General features: G+C 68.1%; 21 protein-coding genes and 1 tRNA gene. 13 read left to right on the top strand and 9 right to left on the bottom strand.

All coding sequences use genetic code 11. The annotated features are described in order from the left end of the window. Positions 1-28: 28 nt before the first annotated feature. From rpmJ to BLQ61_RS09020, 7 genes are all read left to right on the top strand, one after another. Positions 29-142 carry a 50S ribosomal protein L36 gene (gene rpmJ / locus BLQ61_RS09050; RefSeq protein WP_003050535.1) on the top strand — a complete coding sequence of 38 codons (114 nt, stop codon included), beginning with the start codon at positions 29-31 and terminating at the stop codon, positions 140-142. Between the two features lie 28 nt (positions 143-170). Then, a complete protein-coding gene (rpsM, locus tag BLQ61_RS09045; RefSeq protein ID WP_091569047.1) occupies positions 171-536 on the top strand; it encodes a 30S ribosomal protein S13 in 366 nt (121 codons plus the stop codon). 16 nt (positions 537-552) lie between these two features. Further along, the gene (rpsK, locus tag BLQ61_RS09040; protein ID WP_091569045.1) at positions 553-957 is read left to right on the top strand and encodes a 30S ribosomal protein S11; all 405 of its coding nucleotides are present in this window, start codon (positions 553-555) and stop codon (positions 955-957) included. 97 nt (positions 958-1,054) lie between these two features. Then, entirely contained in the window at positions 1,055-1,678 is a 624-nt protein-coding gene (gene rpsD / locus BLQ61_RS09035; RefSeq protein WP_091569044.1) for a 30S ribosomal protein S4, read from the top strand. 127 nt (positions 1,679-1,805) lie between these two features. Further along, complete coding sequence (locus BLQ61_RS09030; protein WP_091569042.1) at positions 1,806-2,798, top strand: DNA-directed RNA polymerase subunit alpha; 993 nt, start codon at positions 1,806-1,808, stop codon at positions 2,796-2,798. Between the two features lie 83 nt (positions 2,799-2,881). Further along, positions 2,882-3,283, top strand: coding sequence for a 50S ribosomal protein L17 (gene rplQ, locus BLQ61_RS09025; RefSeq protein ID WP_091569040.1), 402 nt, complete (start codon positions 2,882-2,884; stop codon positions 3,281-3,283). A 26-nt stretch (positions 3,284-3,309) separates the two neighbouring features. After that, positions 3,310-3,386: transfer RNA gene (locus BLQ61_RS09020), tRNA-Met, on the top strand. Between the two features lie 115 nt (positions 3,387-3,501). Here the strand turns inward: BLQ61_RS09020 and rsmI are convergent. Continuing rightward, complete coding sequence (gene rsmI / locus BLQ61_RS09015) at positions 3,502-4,419, bottom strand: 16S rRNA (cytidine(1402)-2'-O)-methyltransferase (protein WP_091569039.1); 918 nt, start codon at positions 4,417-4,419, stop codon at positions 3,502-3,504. Here rsmI and BLQ61_RS09010 point away from each other — a divergent pair. From BLQ61_RS09010 to BLQ61_RS09000, 3 genes are read left to right on the top strand one after another with little or no spacing between them, the layout of a single operon-like run. Continuing rightward, positions 4,419-4,820: a YraN family protein gene (locus BLQ61_RS09010; RefSeq protein WP_091569037.1), complete on the top strand. Its 402-nt coding sequence runs from the start codon at positions 4,419-4,421 to the stop codon at positions 4,818-4,820. The two genes, rsmI and BLQ61_RS09010, sit on opposite strands and share 1 nt — an antisense overlap. A gap of 59 nt (positions 4,821-4,879) precedes the next feature. Further along, positions 4,880-5,476, top strand: a complete 597-nt coding sequence (locus BLQ61_RS09005) for an SIS domain-containing protein (protein ID WP_091569035.1) — start codon at positions 4,880-4,882, stop codon at positions 5,474-5,476. Continuing rightward, positions 5,473-6,135 carry a BON domain-containing protein gene (locus BLQ61_RS09000; RefSeq protein WP_091569034.1) on the top strand — a complete coding sequence of 221 codons (663 nt, stop codon included), beginning with the start codon at positions 5,473-5,475 and terminating at the stop codon, positions 6,133-6,135. Before BLQ61_RS09005 ends, BLQ61_RS09000 begins: the two co-directional genes overlap by 4 nt. 35 nt (positions 6,136-6,170) lie before the next feature. Here BLQ61_RS09000 and BLQ61_RS08995 read toward each other — a convergent pair whose 3' ends face one another. The 3 genes from BLQ61_RS08995 to BLQ61_RS08985 all read right to left on the bottom strand — a co-directional run bounded on the left by BLQ61_RS08995 (position 6,171) and on the right by BLQ61_RS08985 (position 9,403). Next, the gene (locus BLQ61_RS08995) at positions 6,171-7,106 is read right to left on the bottom strand and encodes an NAD(P)-dependent oxidoreductase (RefSeq protein WP_091569032.1); all 936 of its coding nucleotides are present in this window, start codon (positions 7,104-7,106) and stop codon (positions 6,171-6,173) included. 49 nt (positions 7,107-7,155) lie between these two features. Next, the gene (locus BLQ61_RS08990; RefSeq protein ID WP_091569030.1) at positions 7,156-8,292 is read right to left on the bottom strand and encodes a PilT/PilU family type 4a pilus ATPase; all 1,137 of its coding nucleotides are present in this window, start codon (positions 8,290-8,292) and stop codon (positions 7,156-7,158) included. 67 nt (positions 8,293-8,359) lie between these two features. Then, positions 8,360-9,403 carry a type IV pilus twitching motility protein PilT gene (locus BLQ61_RS08985; protein WP_091569029.1) on the bottom strand — a complete coding sequence of 348 codons (1,044 nt, stop codon included), beginning with the start codon at positions 9,401-9,403 and terminating at the stop codon, positions 8,360-8,362. A 53-nt stretch (positions 9,404-9,456) separates the two neighbouring features. Here BLQ61_RS08985 and BLQ61_RS08980 point away from each other — a divergent pair, with 53 nt between their 5' ends. The 3 genes from BLQ61_RS08980 to BLQ61_RS08970 all read left to right on the top strand — a co-directional run bounded on the left by BLQ61_RS08980 (position 9,457) and on the right by BLQ61_RS08970 (position 13,007). Further along, positions 9,457-10,191, top strand: coding sequence for a YggS family pyridoxal phosphate-dependent enzyme (locus BLQ61_RS08980; protein ID WP_091569027.1), 735 nt, complete (start codon positions 9,457-9,459; stop codon positions 10,189-10,191). 211 nt (positions 10,192-10,402) lie between these two features. Beyond that, positions 10,403-11,548: an aminotransferase class V-fold PLP-dependent enzyme gene (locus BLQ61_RS08975; protein ID WP_091569026.1), complete on the top strand. Its 1,146-nt coding sequence runs from the start codon at positions 10,403-10,405 to the stop codon at positions 11,546-11,548. 109 nt (positions 11,549-11,657) lie between these two features. Beyond that, on the top strand, positions 11,658-13,007 hold the full coding sequence (locus BLQ61_RS08970) for a DUF445 domain-containing protein (RefSeq protein WP_245703932.1): 1,350 nt from the start codon (positions 11,658-11,660) through the stop codon (positions 13,005-13,007). 80 nt (positions 13,008-13,087) lie between these two features. Here the strand turns inward: BLQ61_RS08970 and BLQ61_RS08965 are convergent, their stop codons facing one another. From BLQ61_RS08965 to BLQ61_RS08945, 5 genes are all read right to left on the bottom strand, one after another. Then, positions 13,088-13,537 (bottom strand): hypothetical protein, encoded by a 450-nt coding sequence (locus BLQ61_RS08965; RefSeq protein WP_091569022.1) that lies wholly within the window; start codon positions 13,535-13,537, stop codon positions 13,088-13,090. 111 nt (positions 13,538-13,648) lie between these two features. Further along, a complete protein-coding gene (locus BLQ61_RS08960) occupies positions 13,649-15,184 on the bottom strand; it encodes an FAD-linked oxidase C-terminal domain-containing protein (protein WP_245703931.1) in 1,536 nt (511 codons plus the stop codon). A gap of 73 nt (positions 15,185-15,257) precedes the next feature. Then, a complete protein-coding gene (locus BLQ61_RS08955; protein WP_245703930.1) occupies positions 15,258-16,388 on the bottom strand; it encodes an ABC transporter substrate-binding protein in 1,131 nt (376 codons plus the stop codon). Between the two features lie 117 nt (positions 16,389-16,505). Beyond that, the gene (locus tag BLQ61_RS08950; protein WP_091569016.1) at positions 16,506-17,621 is read right to left on the bottom strand and encodes an ABC transporter substrate-binding protein; all 1,116 of its coding nucleotides are present in this window, start codon (positions 17,619-17,621) and stop codon (positions 16,506-16,508) included. A 130-nt stretch (positions 17,622-17,751) separates the two neighbouring features. Next, the gene (locus BLQ61_RS08945) at positions 17,752-18,642 is read right to left on the bottom strand and encodes a LysR substrate-binding domain-containing protein (RefSeq protein ID WP_091569014.1); all 891 of its coding nucleotides are present in this window, start codon (positions 18,640-18,642) and stop codon (positions 17,752-17,754) included. Between the last annotated feature and the right edge of the window lie 5 nt (positions 18,643-18,647).

Below are 18,647 nucleotides of genomic sequence, written 5' to 3'. Positions count from 1 at the left end.
GAACGCTTTGGACAGTTAGGAGAATGCAATGAGAGTTTCGGCTTCAGTGAAGAAGATCTGCCGCAACTGCAAAATCATCCGCCGCAAGGGCGTTGTGCGCGTGATCTGCACGGATCAGCGTCACAAGCAGCGCCAGGGCTGATTCGCACAAGAACAGTTAGAGGACGCACATGGCTCGTATCGCTGGTATCAATATTCCGCCCCATCAGCATGCTGAGATTGGCCTTACGGCCATCTACGGCATCGGGCGCACCCGTGCTCGCAAGATCTGCGACGCATGCGGCATCGCTTATTCCAAGAAGGTCAAGGAACTGACCGACGCCGATCTGGAAAAGATCCGCGACCAGATCGCCCAGTTCACCATCGAAGGCGATCTGCGTCGCGAGACGACGATGAACATCAAGCGCCTGATGGACATCGGCTGCTATCGGGGCTTCCGTCACCGCCGCGGCCTGCCGATGCGCGGTCAGCGCACCCGCACCAACGCCCGCACCCGCAAGGGTCCGCGCAAGGGCGCAGCGGCTCTGAAGAAGTAAGGACTGAGGAAATTTCATGGCCAAGTCTCCCGCCAACAACGCCGCCCAGCGCGTGCGCAAGAAGGTCCGCAAGAACATTGCCGATGGCATCGCCCACGTGCACGCGTCCTTCAACAACACCATCATCACCATCACCGACCGTCAGGGCAACGCGCTGTCGTGGGCTTCCTCCGGCGGTCAGGGCTTCAAGGGTTCGCGCAAGTCGACGCCCTTCGCCGCCCAGGTGGCTTCCGAGATGGCTGGCCGCGCCGCCATGGAGCAGGGCATCAAGAACCTGGACGTCGAAATCAAGGGCCCAGGCCCGGGTCGCGAGTCCTCCGTGCGCGCCCTGGGCGCCCTGGGCATCCGCATCACCTCGATCTCCGACGTGACGCCGGTGCCGCACAACGGCTGCCGCCCGCAAAAGCGCCGCCGCATCTAATCTTCACTGAAGCCCACCGCCACCTCGCGCCCGTGACGGCGACGAAGGTGGCTCCCGCAGCCGTGCTGCGGTAGCTGAAAATTCCAAGGAAATACAAGTGGCACGTTATCTCGGCCCCAAGGCCAAGCTCTCCCGCCGTGAAGGCACCGACCTGTTCCTGAAGAGCGCCCGTCGCTCCATCGCGGACAAGGCCAAGTTCGACACCAAGCCTGGCCAGCATGGCCGCATCTCCGGCGCACGCACCTCCGACTACGGTCTGCAGCTGCGCGAGAAGCAGAAGGTCAAGCGCATGTATGGTGTGCTGGAAAAGCAGTTCCGCCGTTACTTCGCCGAAGCCGAGCGCCGCCGTGGCAACACCGGCGCCAACCTGCTGGGCCTGCTCGAGTGCCGCCTGGACAACGTCGTCTATCGCATGGGCTTCGGCTCGACCCGTGCCGAGGCGCGCCAGCTGGTGTCGCACAAGGCGATCACGGTGAACGGCCAGTCGGTCAACATCGCGTCGTACCTGGTCAAGGCCGGCGACGTGGTGGCCGTGCGCGAAAAGTCCAAGAAGCAGGCGCGTATCGTCGAGGCGCTGCAGCTGGCACAGCAGGTCGGCATCCCCGCCTGGGTCGAGGTCAATGCCGACAAGGCCGAAGGCACCTTCAAGAAGGTGCCGGATCGCGACGAATTCGGTGCCGACATCAACGAATCGCTGATCGTCGAACTGTACTCGCGCTGATCCTTGAAGGCGCCGCCATGGCGCCAACGCACGCAAAAACCGTCCCCCCTACCGCGAGGCATCGCGATAGGGGCGCTTCACCAGCCTTACCGGCGTAACGAGCTGGGGGTATTGAGAGGAAGTCTGCATGCAAACCAATTTGCTGAAGCCCAAGGCCATCAACGTCGAGCAGCTGGGCCCCAACCGCGCCAAGGTCGAACTGGAACCGTTCGAGCGCGGTTACGGCCACACGCTGGGCAATGCCCTGCGTCGGGTGCTGCTGTCGTCCATGCTGGGCTACGCAGCAACCGAAGTGACGATTGCCGGCGTCGTGCACGAGTATTCGTCCATTGATGGCGTCCAGGAAGACGTCGTCAACATCCTGCTGAACCTGAAGGGCGTGGTGTTCAAGCTGCTCAACCGTGACGAAGTCACGCTGTCGCTGCGCAAGGATGGCGACGGTGTGGTCACGGCGCGCGATATTCAGACGCCGCACGATGTCGAGATCGTCAACCCTGACCACGTCATCGCGACGCTGTCTGCTGGTGGCAAGCTCGACATGCAGATCAAGGTCGAGAAAGGCCGTGGCTATGTGCCCGGTACGCTGCGCCGTTACGCCGATGAGTCGACCAAGTCCATCGGCCGCATCGTGCTGGATGCATCGTTCTCGCCGATCCGCCGCGTCAGCTACACCGTCGAAAGCGCCCGCGTTGAGCAGCGTACCGACCTGGACAAGCTGGTCATGGAGATCGAGACCAACGGTGCCATCACCGCGGAAGATGCGGTGCGTGCCTCGGCCAAGATCCTGGTCGAGCAGCTGGCGGTATTCGCGCAGCTCGAAGGCGGCGAACTGGCGGCCTTCGATGCCCCGGCCAGCTCGCGTGGTGCGGCCACGTTCGATCCGATCCTACTGCGTCCGGTGGACGAGCTGGAACTTACGGTGCGTTCAGCCAACTGCCTGAAGGCCGAGAACATCTACTACATCGGTGACCTGATCCAGCGCACCGAGAACGAGCTGCTGAAGACCCCCAACCTGGGCCGCAAGTCGCTCAACGAAATCAAGGAAGTGCTTGCCTCGCGCGGCCTGACCTTGGGCATGAAGCTCGAAAACTGGCCGCCTGCCGGCCTGGACAAGCGCTGATCTGCCATTTTCCCATTGTGGGAGTGCTCCGGGCAGTACCTGATACGGCTGTCCGTTTTAATTGAATCAAGAAGGAAAGCACCATGCGTCACGGACACGGCCTGCGCAAACTCAACCGCACCACATCGCACCGCCTGGCGATGCTGCAGAACATGATGAACTCGCTCATCGAGCACGAGGCCATCAAAACCACTGTGCCGAAGGCCAAGGAACTGCGCCGCGTGATCGAGCCCATGATCACCCTGGCCAAGCAAGACTCGGTGGCCAATCGCCGCTTGGCTTTCAACCGCCTGCGCGACCGCGACAGCGTGACCAAGCTGTTCAACGAACTCGGCCCGCGCTTCAAGGCCCGTCCGGGCGGCTACACGCGCATCCTGAAGATGGGTTACCGCGTGGGCGACAACGCGCCCATGGCTTTTGTGGAGTTCGTCGAGCGCGCTGAAGAAAATGCAGCGGATGCCGGCGAAAATGCTGCCAAGGCCTAAAAACTAGGTTATACTTTCGTTTCTGACGCGCGATGGAGCAGCCTGGTAGCTCGTTGGGCTCATAACCCAAAGGTCGGAGGTTCAAATCCTCCTCGCGCAACCAAACTTCAGCAACTCCGGTTGTTGTGAAAGACCCGCTACAAGCGGGTCTTTTTTTGTCTGCTTGAGCGGCATTGCAGGCCATCCCGGCCCGGATGGCTTTGCTGCGCAGCTCGCCTTCAGCTTCCCGTGCTTTTTTCTTGCAGGGCAGCGTCATAGAGCGTGTTGCGCGCGGCGCCGGTGATCTGGGCGGCCAGTCGCACCGCGGTCTTGGTCGGCAGTTCCTGCAGCAACAGGCGCAGCACGTCCAGTGCCTGGGATTGCTGCGGCGCCAACTCCGTTGGATGCAGCACGACCACGAATTCTCCTTTGCTGCGTTGTGGCGCTGCCTCCAGCCAAGCGTCCAGGTCCTGCGCCACATGGCTGGTGATTTCTTCGAACTGCTTGGTCAGCTCGCGCGCCAGCGTCACGCGGCGCGTACCCAGCACTCCCAGCGCTTGTGCCAAATCGCGGATACGGTGCGGCGCTTCCAGAATCAACACGCTGCGCGGCTCGCCGGCCAGTGCCTGCACCGCTGTACGACGCTCCGCGCCCCTGGACGGCAAAAACCCCGCGAACAAGAAGCCTGTACTGTGGTTGCCCGTGCCGATGGCGCCTGCCGCGGACAGCGCCGTGGTCACGCTGCTGGCCCCTGGCAGTGGAATGCAGCGCATGCCGGCGGCCGTGATGCTGTCCACCAAACGGGCACCCGGATCACTCACGCCCGGCGTGCCGGCGTCGCTGACATAGGCCACGCGCTGCCCCTGCTGCAGCCGTGCCAGCACCTGCTGGGCCGCCTGGGCCTCATTGTGCTGGTGCAGCGCCACCAAGCTGCCGGCCGGCTTGTCGATGCCATAGGCACGCAGCAGTGCCTGGGTGTGGCGCGTGTCCTCGCAGGCGATGATGTCCACCAGCTGCAGCACATGCAGCGCGCGCAGGGTGATGTCGGCCAAGTTGCCGATGGGCGTGGCCACCACGTACAGGGCGGCCTGCGGATAATGCTGACTGGCCGCGGCATCGCGGGCGGCAATCAGGGCCTGGGCAAAGGATGGATTCAATGGGATTCCTCGAACGGATACGGCCAGCTTCCAGCCCTGATACCACCCGTGCCAGGGGCCAGGCAGCGGAGGATCAGGCGCTGGACCACCTGCTGGCCGCTGGCCTGACGCTGGTAGCGCGCAATTATCGAACCGCCGGCCGCGGCGGTGGCGAGATCGACCTGATCCTGCGCGAGCGCGACGGCACGCTGGTGTTCGTCGAAGTGCGCAGCCGCTCGGGGACCGGTCATGGCGGTGCCGGCGGCAGCATCGGCGCGGCCAAGCGCCGGCGCATCGTCTTCGCTGCGCGCTGCTACCTGATGCGCCTGCCGGCGCCGCCGCCGTGCCGCTTCGATGTGGTGCTGATCGAGCCCCAGAGCCTGCAGTGGCTGCGTGCCGCCTTCGACGCGGACGGTGCCTGAGCGAGGCGCACCCGCCTGTTGCGTCCTGCTACAGAAGCCGCGGGTATCATCCCCGGCCCATGCTCGAGCAACGCATACAACAGCAGTTCATCGACAGCGCGGACCTCAAATACCAGTCCGCCCAATCCCTCAGCCCCGCCATCGCCGCTGCCGCGCATGCCGTGGTGGCCTGCATCACCAGTGGCGCACGCCTGCTGGCCTGCGGCGTCGGTCCGTGCGGTGCGCTGGCGCAGCAGTTCGCCGCGATGTGCGTCACCGGTTTCGAACGCGACCGCCCGGAGCTGGCCGCGCTGGCGCTGGTTCCCGACGCGACCTGGTCGCTGTGCAGCGATGCCGGCCTCGGCGACACACGCTTGGCACGCCAGGTGCGGGCGCTGGGGCAGGCTGGTGACGTGCTGCTGGTACTCACCATGGCTGGCAGCGACACGGCCCTGCTGCAAGCGGTGCAGGCCGCGCACGAACGCGACATGACCGTGATCGCCTGCTATGGCCGCGACGGTGGCGAACTGGCCACGCAGCTGCGCGAGACCGATGTGCAGATCGCCGTGATGCACGAGCGCGCCGCGCGCGTGCGCGAGGTGCAGGCCCTGGTGCTGCACTGCCTGTGCGACAGCGTGGACACCCTATTGCTTGGAGACCAGGAGATCATGCTATGAACCCGTTCCTGACGCGCGGCACGCTGGCCGTGCTTGCAACCGCCAGCTTGGCCGCCAGCCTGACGGCGTGCGTACCGCTGGTCATCGGCGGTAGCGCCGTGGTGGGCACGTTGATCGCCGTGGACCGGCGCACCACCGGCGCTCAGGTCGAAGACGAGGGCATCGAGCTGCGCGCTGCCAACCGCATCCGTGAAACCCTGGGCGAGCGCGTGCACGTCAATGTCACCAGCTACAACCGCCAAGTGCTGCTCACCGGCGAGGCCAGCAGCGCTGGGGACGTGCAGAAGGTGGAACAGGTGGTGCGTACCGTCGAGAACGTGCAATCCATCGTGAACGATGTCGGCGTGATGGCGCAGACTTCGCTGTCCCAGCGTTCCGCCGATACCTTCATCACCGGCAAGGTGCGCGCCAGCCTGGTGGATGCGCGCGACCTGTCGGCCAGCGCCTTCAAGGTCGTGACCGAGCGCAACGTGGTGTACCTGATGGGCCGGGTCACGCAGCGCGAGGCCAAGCGCGCCGCCGAGATCGCGCGCGGTGTCGATGGCGTGCGCAAGGTGGTGCGGGTGTTCGAGGTGTTGACCGAGGAGGAGCTCAGCCGCCAGCTGGCGGCTCCGGTGACGCAGGACCCGGCGGCCGCCTCGACCCCTGCCAAGCCGTGATCGTGCCCGTCTAAGCGGGCGCTGCGAGCAGTGGTTCAGGAGGGCTGCGGCGGCAGCAGGCGGGTGATCAGGCTGGAAGTGTCCCAGCGGGCCCCGCCGGACTCCTGCACATCGGCATAGAACTGGTCCACCAGAGCCGTCACCGGCATGCGCGCGCCGTTGCGCCGGGCCTCGTCGAGCACCAGGCCCAGGTCCTTGCGCATCCAGTCCACGGCGAAGCCGAAATCGAACTGTCCCTGCAGCATGGTGGGGCCGCGGTGGTCCATCTGCCAGCTTTGCGCCGCGCCCTGGCCGATCACCTCCAGCACCTGCGGCATGTCCAGGCCGGCGCGCATGCCGAAGGCCAGCGCTTCCGACAGACCCTGCAGCACGCCCGCGACGCATACCTGGTTGACCATCTTGGCCAGCTGACCGGCGCCGCTTTCGCCGACATGCGTGACCGCGCGCGCAAAGGCCAGCGCCACCGGCCGCACCTGCTCGAACGCTGCCGCGTCACCGCCGCACATCACCGTCAGCTGCCCGCCTTGAGCGCCGGCCTGGCCGCCCGAGACGGGCGCGTCCAGGAACTGCAGGCCACGCTCGCGCGCTGCGTCATATAGCTCGCGCGCCACCGCTGCCGAGGCAGTGGTGTGGTCGACGAAGATGGCGCCGGCGCGCATGCCGGCGAACGCGCCTTCCGGCCCCAGCACCACGCTACGCAGGTCGTTGTCGTTGCCCACGCAACTGAAGATGATGTCTGCTTCCTGCACGGCTTCGCGCGGCGTGTGCGCCGGATGCCCGCCTTCGGCCTGTGCGTTGAATTCCTCGCGCCAGGCTTCGGCCCGGGCGTGGGTACGGTTGTACACCGTCACCTGATGGCCGGCGCGCGCCAGGTGCCCGGCCATCGGGTAGCCCATCACGCCCAGGCCCAGGAAGGCGACGCGGCGGGGTTTCGGGGTGTCGTAGGTGCGGGGCTGGATGCTGGGTGTCATGGGCGTGAAAGTTGAGGAGGCCAGGGAAGGATAGAAGGACGCCGAGGGATCAGATGATGGTCAGGTGCTCGGTGCCTGCCGCCAAGTCGGTGGTCTTCAGGCGCTGGCTGGAGAGCTTGAACTGCAGCCGCAGGTCGTTCACCGAGTCGGCGTTGCGCAGCGCGTCCTCATAGGTGATGACATTGGCCTCGAACAGGTCGAACAGCGACTGGTCGAAGGTCTGCATGCCCAGGTTGCGGCTCTTCTTCATGATCTCCTTGATCTCCACCACCTCGTTCTTGAAGATCAGGTCGGCGATCAGCGGGGTGTTCAGCATGACCTCCACGGCGGCCGCGCGGCCCTTGCCGTTCTGGTGCGGGATCAGGCGCTGCGAGACCATGGCGCGCAGGTTCAGCGACAGGTCCATCAGCAGCTGCTCGCGCCGCTCCTCGGGGAAGAAGTTGACTATGCGGTCCAGCGCCTGGTTGGCGCTGTTGGCGTGCAGCGTGGCCAGGCACAGGTGGCCGGTCTCTGAAAACACCACCGCGTGCTCCATGGTTTCACGGTCGCGGATCTCGCCCATCAGGATCACGTCCGGCGCCTGGCGCAGGGTGTTCTTCAGCGCGATCTCCCAGCTGTCGGTGTCCAGCCCGATCTCGCGCTGCGTGACCACGCAGTTCTTGTGCGCATGCACGAATTCCACCGGGTCTTCCACGGTGATGATGTGGCCGTGCGAGTTCTCGTTGCGCCAGTCCAGCATCGCCGCCAGCGTGGTCGACTTGCCCGAGCCGGTGGCGCCCACCAGGATGCACAGCCCGCGCTTGGCCATGGCGACTTCCTTGAGCACCTGCGGCATGCCCAGGCCGTCGATGGTCGGCGGCCGGGTGGGGATCGAGCGCATCACCATGCCGACCCGGCCCTGCTGCACGAAGGTGTTGACGCGAAAGCGCCCGATGCCGGCCGGCGAAATGGCGAAGTTGCACTCCTTGGTGCGCTCGAAGTCGGCGATCTGCCGGTCGCTCATGATCGAGCGCGCCAGCGCCAGCGTGTGGCCGGGGGTGAGCGGCTGCGGCGAGACCTTGGTGACCTTGCCGTCGACCTTGATGGCCGGCGGGAACTCGGCAGTGATGAACAGGTCGCTGCCGCCGCGGCTGACCATCAGCCGGAGCAGGTCGTTGATGAATTTGCTGGCCTGATCGCGTTCCATGGTGCAGTGGCTTTCATGGGCCGCCCGGCGGGGGCGGCATTGGGGACGGCAGCGGCGGCGCGCCGCGTCAGCCGGGGAAGTTCTCCGGGATCTTGGCCTTGGCCCGTGCCTCGGCCGGGCTGATGACGCTGCGCCGCACCAGATCCGTCAGGTTCTGGTCCAGCGTCTGCATGCCGACGCTGTTGCCGGTCTGGATGGCCGAGTACATCTGCGCCACCTTGGCCTCGCGGATCAGGTTGCGGATGGCGCTGGTGCCCAGCATGATCTCGTGCGCCGCCACGCGCCCCTGGCCGTCGCGAGTCTTGCACAGGGTCTGCGAGATCACGGCCTGCAGCGACTCCGACAGCATGGCGCGCACCATCTCCTTTTCCTCGGCCGGGAAGACGTCGATGATGCGGTCGATGGTCTTGGCGGCACTCGACGTGTGCAGCGTGCCGAACACCAGGTGGCCGGTCTCGGCGGCGGTCATGGCCAGGCGGATGGTCTCCAGGTCGCGCATCTCGCCCACCAGGATCGCGTCCGGGTCCTCGCGCAGCGCCGAGCGCAGCGCGGCCGAGAACGACAGCGTCATCGGCCCCACCTCGCGCTGGTTGACGAGCGATTTCTTGGACTCGTGCACGAACTCGATCGGGTCCTCCACCGTCAGGATGTGGCCGTAGCTGCTCTCGTTCAGGTAGTTGATCATCGCCGCCAGCGTGGTCGACTTGCCCGAGCCGGTCGGGCCCGTGACCAGCACCAGGCCACGCGGCTTGAGCGCCAGGTCGGCGAAGATCTTCGGCGCGCCGAGTTGCTCCAGTGTCAGGATCTTGCTCGGGATGGTGCGGAACACCGCCCCCGCGCCCCGGTACTGGTTGAAGGCGTTGACGCGAAAGCGCGCCAGCCCCTCGATCTCGAATGAGAAATCAACCTCCAGGAACTCCTCGTAGGCCTTGCGCTGCGAGTCCGTCATGATGTCGTAGACCATGGCGTGCACCGTCTTGTGGTCCAGTGCATCGACGTTGATGCGGCGCACGTCGCCATGCACGCGGATCATCGGCGGCAGGCCGGCTGACAGGTGCAGGTCCGAGGCCTTGTTCTTCACGCCGAAGGCCAGCAGCTGGGTGATGTCCACGAGAATGTCCTGACCTGAAAATCACGGGTTTTGGATACGTCTGGACAAACATTATGGCGACGATTGCCGAGCGACTGGAACACGTGCACGCCCGCATCCGGGAGGCCTGCCACGCGGCCGGGCGCCCACCCCAGGCCGTCGGCCTGCTGGCGGTTTCCAAGACCTTCGATGCCCACGCTGTGCTGGCGGCGGCGCAAGCCGGCCAGCGTGCCTTCGGCGAAAACTACCTGCAGGAAGGCGTGGACAAGATCGCCGCCGTGCGCGCGCTGGCACCACAGCTGGCCGATGACCTGCACTGGCACTGCATCGGCCCGATCCAGAGCAACAAGACCCGGCTGGTGGCCGAGCATTTCGACTGGGCGCACACCATCGACCGGCTGAAGACCGCCGAGCGCCTGTCCGCGCAGCGCCCGCCCAGCCTGGCGCCGCTCAACGTCTGCATCCAAGTCAACGTCGATGGCGGTGCCACCAAATCCGGCGCGGCGCCGCAGGACGCGCTGGCGCTGGCGCAGGCCGTGGCGCGGCTGCCGCGCCTGGTGCTGCGCGGAGTCATGGCGATCCCCGATCCGGTGGAAGGCTTCGAGGCGCAGCGCGCGCTGCATGCGCGCGTGCGCGCGGTGTTCGATGCTATCGCCACCTCGGGCGCGCCGGGGCTGGCGCAGTTCGACACCGTCTCGCTGGGCATGACCGCCGACCTGGAGGCCGCCGTGGCGGCCGGCAGCACGCTGGTGCGCGTGGGCAGCGGCATCTTCGGTGCGCGCCCGACGCGGGCGGAGCTCGCCGGCTAACAATGCCAGACTATCAAAAACGATAGCTGCAAGCCGTTACGGAATATGGGCTAAAGCCTTAAAACGTCCTGAACCCACGGGCGTGAAGCCGGGGCGCTGGCGCAGGGCCTGGCCGCAGCCACGGCGCTGCCAGGGGCGACAGCCCGGTGGTAAGCTGACCCGATTCGGCGCCGGCCTCCGGCGCCGGTCCTTTTTTCGGAGAACCTTCCCCATGCCCGGACTGCTGCCCGACATCGACCCCGACGGCCTGCTCGAATTTTCCGTGGTCTATACCGACCGCGCGCTCAACCACATGTCCCGGCGCTTCGTCGGCGTGATGCAGGACATCCTGGCGACGCTCAAGGAGGTCTACCACGCCCGCACCGCGGTGCTGGTACCCGGCAGCGGCACCTTCGGCATGGAGGCCGTGGCGCGCCAGTTCGCCAACCAGCAGAAGGTGTTGATCGTGCGCAATGGCTGGTTCAGCTACCGCTGGACGCAGATCTTCGACGCCGATGCCGGCCTGGGTGGCGGCTCGGTGGTGTGCAAGGCGCGCCAGCAGGCAGGCGGCAGCCAGGCGCCCTGGGCGCCGTGCCCGGCCGACGAGGTTGCTGCGACCATCCGCGCGGAAAAGCCGAAGGTCGTGTTCGCCCCGCACGTCGAGACCGCCAGCGGCATCATCCTGCCCGACGACTACCTGCGCACCGTGGCCGATGCGGCGCACGAAGTCGGTGCGCTGTTCGTGCTGGACTGCGTGGCCTCCGGCGCGATGTGGGTGGACATGGAAAAGACCGGCGTGGACGTGCTGATCAGCGCGCCGCAAAAGGGCTGGAGCGGCTCGCCGTGCTGCGCCATGGTGATGCTGTCCGAGCGCGCCCGCGCGGCCATCGAGCACACGCAGAGCTCCAGCTTCTCGTGCGACCTGAAGAAATGGATGCAGATCGCCGAAGGCTATGAAAAGGGCCAGCACGCCTACCACACCACCATGCCAACCGACGCGCTGGTGCTGCTGCGCGACGTGATGCTGGAGACGCGCGCCTACGGCTTCGACAAGGTGCGCGACGAGCAGATCGCGCTGGGCGCCCAGGTGCGTCAGCTGCTGGAGTCGCGCGGTTTCCCGAGCGTTGCCGCCGAAGGGTACAAGGCGCCGGGCGTGGTGGTCAGCTACACCACCGACCCGGGCCTGCAAAACGGCAAGAAATTCCTGGAGGCCGGCCTGCAGACCGCCGCCGGGGTGCCGCTGCAGTGCGGCGAGGGGCCGGACTTCCAGACCTTCCGCATCGGTCTGTTCGGTTTGGAGAAGTGGCACAACGTCGAGCGCACGGTGGGCCATCTGCGCGCCGCGCTGGACCGCATCGGCGTGCCGGCCACGGCCTGACTGGAGCGGACAGGGCGCGGCACTGGCGCGGTGGGAGCACGCGCGCCGGCTGCCCTTTCCTACAGCCCGGCATGGACGCGGCGGCAGGCGCCGGTCTATGCTGCGGCGCATGCAAGCCTCTCCCCTGCAGCGCGCCGCGGCGGCCGCTGCCCCTGATCTGCAGCCGCCCCTGCCGCCGGACAGCCACGCGCGCCAGCTGGCGCGCGCCAAGCGCCAGGCCACCGGGCTGCTGCTGGCGGTGATCGTGGTCTTCGCGGTCACGCATTTCCTGCCCACGGGCTTGGCCACCAGCTGCCTGCGCGCCGTGGCCGAGGCGGCGATGGTCGGCGCGCTGGCGGACTGGTTCGCCGTCTCGGCGCTGTTCCGGCGCATCCCGCTGCCGCTGGTCTCGCGCCACACCGACATCATCGCCCGCAACAAGGACCGCATCGGCGGCAACCTGGCGGGCTTCGTGCGCGACAAGTTTCTGGACGCGCCGTCGCTGGTGGCGCTAATCCGCCAGCACGACCCGGCCGGCATGCTGTCGCAGTGGCTGACGCTGCCGGCCAACGCCCAGCTGCTGGGCCGCCAAGTGGCGCGGCTGGCGCTGACCGCGCTGGATACGGTCGAGGACAGCAAGATCCAGGCCTTCATCGCACGCGCGGCGCGCACGCTGGTCGGGCAGCTGGACGTGTCGCGCACCATGGCCTCGGCGCTGGGCGCGCTGACGCACGAGGGCCGGCACCAGGCGCTGCTGGACGCGTTGCTGGCACGCCTGGGCGACACCGTGCGCTCACCCGAGACGCGCCAGTTCATCGCTGATACGCTGGTGCAGTGGCTGCGCCGCGAGCACCCGCTGAAGCAGAAAATGCTGCCTACCGACTGGCTGTCGGGCAAGGGCGCCGGCGCCATCACGCATGCGGTGGAGACGCTGCTGCAAAGCATCGCCGAAGACCCGCGCCATGAGCTGCGCGAGGCCCTGGATGGCGCCATCGCCCGGCTCATCGAGCGCCTGCAGCAGGACCCGGAATGGGAGCGGCGCGGCCAGGAGGTGCGCAGCTACCTGCAGAGCGACGCGCTGCTGGGCGAGTACGTGCAGGAGCTGTGGCACGACCTGCGTCTGCGCCTGCGCCAGGACCTGCTGGACGAGGACTCGGAACTGTCACGCCGCGTGGCCGGCATGGGCCAGTGGCTGGGCATGTCGCTGGCCGGCGATGCCGCGCTGCGCGTGCGCCTGAACGTGCGCCTGGAGCTGTGGGCCGCCACTTTCGCACCCGACGTGGCGCAGTCGGTGGCCGAGCACATCGAGGCCACGGTGCAGCGCTGGAACGCCCAGGAGACGGCGCGGCTGGTCGAACTGCACATCGGCCCGGACCTGCAGTACATCCGCATCAACGGCACCATCGTCGGCGGCCTGATCGGCCTGGTGCTGTTCGGCATCTCGCACGCCCGCGCGCTGTGGGCGGCGGCGGGCGGCTGAGCTATTCGTTTTTGATAGCTGCCAGCCCATATGGAACAAGGGCTGGCGGGTGTTTTGACCTGAAAACCGCGCTGGCGCGGTCAGAAACGGAAGTCCAGCGACTGCGGCGCGCCGCCGACTTTCACCGTGCGGCTGTGGCGCTGGCCCGCGCCCTGCACGTCCACCTGGTAGCTGCCGGCCGGCAGCTGCAGCAGGCACACCGGGCCGCTGGCGGTGAACTGCATGGCCTGGCCGCTACCGCCCTGCGGGCTGACGCGCACATCGACATTGGCCTCGTACGCGCCGTCGGCGCGGGCGAACAGCAGCGACAGCGGATAGTCCTTCATGGCGGCGCGCATGGCCGTGGATTCGTCCACGCCAATGCCGCCGCAGCGGTGGCTGGCCGTCGCCTGAGCGTGCTGCGTGGGCGGCGTGGCGCCGCTGGCGGCGGCGGATTGCGCCAGGGCGCCGCCGCCGGCCAGCAGGGCCGCCAGGCCCAGCGGGACCAGGGCGGGCAGCGCAAGGCGGCGGGTGGGATGGTGCATCGGCATGGCAAGTCCTCCTGAGGAAGTGAAAGGAAGTGCCAATGCTGGCGCGGCGCCCTGCGCCGGACTGTCAGCGCAGCGCGTGCGCCGCTGTGCTGCGGGCGCGCATGGCGCACGTCAGAAGCGCGGCAGGTCCGGGTGGCTCAGCTGGCCGCCGCGCACCAGCATCCGGCCGTACTCGGCACAGCGGTTCAGCGTCGGGATGACCTTGCCCGGGTTCAGCAGCCCGGCCGGGTCGAACGCGGTTTTCAGGGCGATCATCTGCGCGTTCTCCTCTGCGGTGAACTGCACGCACATGCTGTTGAGCTTTTCCACGCCCACGCCGTGCTCGCCGGTCACCGTGCCGCCCATGGCCACGCTGGTCTCCAGGATGTCGGCGCCGAACAGCTCGCAGCGGTGCAGCTCGTCCGGGTCGTTGGCATCGAACAGGATCAACGGGTGCAGGTTGCCGTCGCCGGCATGGAACACGTTGCAGCAGCGCAGCCGGTATTTCTTCTCCATCTCCTGGATGGCCAGCAGGATGTCGGCCAGGCGCTTCCTGGGGATGGTCGAGTCCATGCACATGTAGTCCGGGCTGATGCGGCCGCTGGCCGGAAAGGCGTTCTTGCGCCCGCTCCAGAAGCGTGCGCGCTCTTCCTCGTTCTGGCTGACGGCGATGGCCGTGGCGCCGGCGGCGGTGAGCACCGCGCTCATGCGGGCGATCTCTTCTTCCACTTCCTCGGGCGTGCCGTCGGATTCGCATAGCAGGATGGCCTCGGCCGACAGGTCGTAGCCAGCCTTGACGAAGTCCTCGACGGCGGCCGTCATGGGCTTGTCCATCATCTCCAGCCCGGCCGGGATGATGCCGGCGGCGATCACCGCCGCCACCGCATCCCCGGCTTTGCGCACGTCGTCGAAGCTGGCCATGATGCAGCGTGCCAGCTGCGGGCGCGGGATGAGCTTCACCGTCACCTCCAGCGCCACCGCCAGCATGCCCTCGCTGCCGATCACGGCCGCCAGCAGGTCCAGGCCGGGCGCGTCCAGCGCGTCGGATCCGAAGGTGACGGGCTCGCCCTCCATGGTGTAGCCGCGCACGCGCAGCAGGTTGTGCACCGTCAGGCCGTACTTCAGGCAGTGCACACCGCCGGAGTTCTCCGCCACATTGCCGCCGATGGTGCAGGCTATCTGGCTGCTGGGGTCGGGCGCGTAGTACAGGCCGTGCGGCGCCGCGGCCTCGCTGATGGCCAAGTTGCGCACGCCGCACTGCACGCGCGCGGTGCGGCTCACCGGGTCCACCTGCAGGATGCGGTTGAACCGAGCCAGCGACAGCGTCACGCCCATGGCGTGCGGCATGGCGCCGCCCGACAGCCCGGTGCCGGCGCCGCGCGCCACCACCGGCACCTGCAGGCGGTGGCAGGTGCGCAGCACGGCTTGCACCTCCTGCTCGGTCTCGGGCAGACAGACCACCAGCGGGCGCTGGCGGTAGGCGGTGAGGCCGTCGCACTCATACGGCGTAGTGTCCTCGGCGTGCCACAGCAGGGCGTGCTGCGGTAGGCAGGCGGACAGCGCCTGCACCACTTCCGTCTGGCGTGCCGCGCGCGTGGCCGGCTCGGGCGTGGCGGGTGGTTGCGCTGGCGCGCCAGTGGATCGGGAAGGAGCAAGGACGGCGTTCATGGCCGCCACTGTAGGGCAGGGCCGCGGCGCGTGGCTGAGGTTTATTGCATGCTCGCGTGAAAAGCGGTGTGCCTCACTCGATGAACTGCCCCCGTCGGTCGATCATCGCCAGGCCGACGTAGCTGGAACCCTCGTGCTGCTGCTGCGGCCCGAAGCGCACCGCCATCGCGCCGTACTGGCGCGTCTCCATACTCTCCAGCGCCTGGATGAGCGACTCACGCTGCACGGTGCGGCCGGCCTTGCGCAGGCCGTCCACCAGCACGCGCGCGTTCAGGTAGACCTCCAGGCCCAGGTAGGAGGGGCGCGGCGGCCTGTCCATCGCGGTCAGCAGTTGCTGGTAGTCGCGCACCGCGGGCACGCTGGTGCGCCACGGGCTGGGCACCAGCGTTGTGAAGACCACGCCGGTGGTGTGCTCGCCCAGGCCCTGCACCACGCTGTCGCTGGCCTGCGCCGCCAGGTTGTAGAACTGCGCCCGCAGCCCGGCCTTGCGCGCCTGCGGGATGAGCGCCACGGTCGCCGGCGGCGACGCCAGCAAGATGATGCCGTTGGGCGCCGGCTCGCGCGCCAGCGCCTGCGCCACGGCTGCGGCATTGGCGCCGTCCGCGGCCAGTGCCTGCTGCAGCACCGGCTGCAGGCCGCGTTCGCGCAGCACCTGCTGCGCCACCTCCAGCCCGCCCTTGCCGAAAGCGTCATCCTGGTAGACCACGGCGATGCGCTGCTGGCCGATGCTGGTCATGTGGCGCACCATGGCGCCGATCTCGGCCGCAGTGCTGGCGCGGATGTTGAACACCTGGCGCGCCGGCGCCGCGCGCATGGCGCCGCCACCGGCGATGCCGCCCACCAGCGGCAGCCCGGTCTGCGTCACCACCGGCACCATGGCGCTGCAGCTGGCCGTGCCCCAGCAGTTGACCAGCGCCACCGCCTTGCCCGCGGCCAGCGTGCGTGCATTCTCGGCCGCTTTGGCGGGCACGAAGGCGTCGTCCAGCGCGGTCAGCTGCAGCGGCCGGCCGTCCACGCCGCCGTTGCGGTTGACGCTGTCGCAGTACGCCTGCAGCACGGCCAGGCCCTCGTTGCCGACGGCCGCGTTCGTGCCCGACAGCGGCAGGCTGGCGCCGATCAGAATGGGTCCGGTGTCGGCCTGTGCCAGTCGGGCGCAGGGCAGGAGCGCAGCGGCGTAAAGGGTGAAGGCGCGGCGTGACGGCAAGAAAACCTCCGGTACGGGAGCGGGCAGTGCGGGGAGTCGCCGTCCGATTATGGGTTCGGCCCGCGCGCCCCGGCAGTCAGCCCGTGGTGTTCAGGACGCGCCGCCCTGCGCGCCGGCTCACTCGATGAACTGTCCGCGCCGGTCGATCATGGTCAGGCCGACATAGCTGGAGCCCTCGCGCCGCTGCGGGCCGAAGTGCACCGTCATCGGGCCGTACTGGCGCGGCTCCTGACTCTCCAGCGCGGCGACCAGCGCGTCGCGCGTCACGCCGCGGCCGGCCTTGCGCAGGCCTTCCACCAGCGTGCGGGCGTTCAGGTACACCTCCATGCCCAGGAAGGAATACTGCGCCTGCGCGCCGTCCTTGCCCACCAGCTGCTGGTACTCGCGCACCGCAGGAATGGCGCTGCGCCAGGGGCTGGGCACCAGCGTCGTGAAGACCACGCCGGAAGTGTGCCGGCCCAGGCCGCGCACCACGGCGGCGTTGGCCTGCGCGGCTAGGTTGTAGAACTGCACGCCGACACCGGCATTGCGCACCTGGTTGATGAAGCCCACGGTGAGTGCGGGCGAGGCCAGCAGGATCACGCCGTTGAGCGCATCCGCCTTGCCAAGCTCGGCCGCCACGGCGCCTGCGTTGCTGCCATCGGGCGCCAGCGCCAGCTCCAGCAGCGGTTGCAGGCGGTGGTCCTGCAGCGCCCTGCGCGCCAGCCCGTGGGCCTCCTTGCCGAAGGCCGCGTCCTCATAGACCACGGCGATCTGGGTCTGGCCGATGTTGGCCATGTGGCGCACCACGGCGGCCAGCTCGGATTCGGTACTGGCACGCACATTGAAGACGTAGCGCCCTGGCGGGGCACCGATGCCGCCCATCAGGGGCATGCCGGCCTGCGTCGCCACCGGCGCCATGGCGCTGCAATTGGCCGTGCCCCAGCAGTTGAGCAGCGCCACGGCGCGGCTGGCGGCCAGCGTGCGGGTGTTCTCGGCCGCCTTCTCCGGCTCGTAAGCATCATCCAGCGCATTCAGCTGCAATGGGCGGCCGTCGATGCCGCCGCTGCGGTTGATGCTGTCGAAATAGGCCTTGAGGACGGACAGCGTCTCCTGGCCGGTGGCGGCGTTGGCGCCCGACAGCGGCAGGCTGGCGCCGACGATGATGGGATGGGCGTCGGCATGGGCTGGCACGGTCAGCGCCGCAAGGCTCGCCAGCGCTAGGACGGTCAGGCAGGGGCGGTGGCGTGGCATCAAGGCGGCAGCTTCCAGACGGCAAGAGGGGCGATGAGCGCAGGCGCGCTGACTGTTTCATTATGTGTCTGGCTGCCCGGATGTGCGATTCCTCCGGGGTATATGTGTTATTAGGCATGAAGCCATGCGCTCAGGTCATGGTCCGGTGCAGCCATTCCGCGAACGCCGCGCACTCCCAGCGGTCCATGGTGCCGGTGCGCCAGCACAGATAGTGGGCGTGCGGGCTGGGCGCGTCGATGTCGAACAGGCGCACCAGCAGGCCCTGCTCCAGCCACGGCAGGCCGAGTTTCAGGCGCACCAGCGCCACACCCATGCCGGCGGCGGCCGCGTCGCACATCAATCCGACGTCGTTGAACTGCGAGCCCTCGGCAGGTGCCGGCCAATCCAGGCCACAGGCATCGAACCAGCTGCGCCAGGGCTCTAGCGGGCTGCGCAGCAGCGGCACCTCGGCCAGGTCCTCGGGCCGCTGGAACGGCCCATGCTCGCGCACGAAGGCCGGCGAGGCCAGCGGCGTGACGATGTCGCGCGCGATCTCCACGTGCTCCATGTCGGCGTAGTGGCCCGGGCCGAAGCGCACCACCAGGTCGGCGTCCTCGGCCACCACGTCGAGCAGCGGAATGGACACCTGCAGCGCCAGGTCGATTTCCGGGTAGGCCTCGGTGAACTGGCGCAGGCGCGGGATCAGGATGGCGCGCGCGAACGTCGGCGTGACAGCGATCTTCAGGCGCCGCTTGGTCGGGTTGGCGGCCATGCCGGGGAAGCGCTGCAGCGCGGTCAGCCCCTCGCGCACGTGCGCCAGGTAGGCGCTGCCGTCGGTGGTCAGCGAGAAATCCGCCCGGCCGAACAGGCGCGTGCCCAGGATCTGCTCGAGCTGCTTGACCCGGTGGCTCACGGCGCTGGGCGTGACGCACAGCTCGTCGGCGGTCTGCGTCACGCTGCGCAGCCGGGCCAGCGCCTCGAAGGTCAGCAGGCACTGGATGGGCGGGATGCGCCGCAGGCCGGCGCCGGGCGTGGTAGACATGGGAA

The organism is Oryzisolibacter propanilivorax (assembly GCF_900103645.1).
Lineage (GTDB): Bacteria > Pseudomonadota > Gammaproteobacteria > Burkholderiales > Burkholderiaceae_C > Melaminivora > Melaminivora propanilivorax.
Note: the sequence above shows the minus strand (reverse complement) of the source record. Positions and strands in the feature narration are given on the sequence as shown.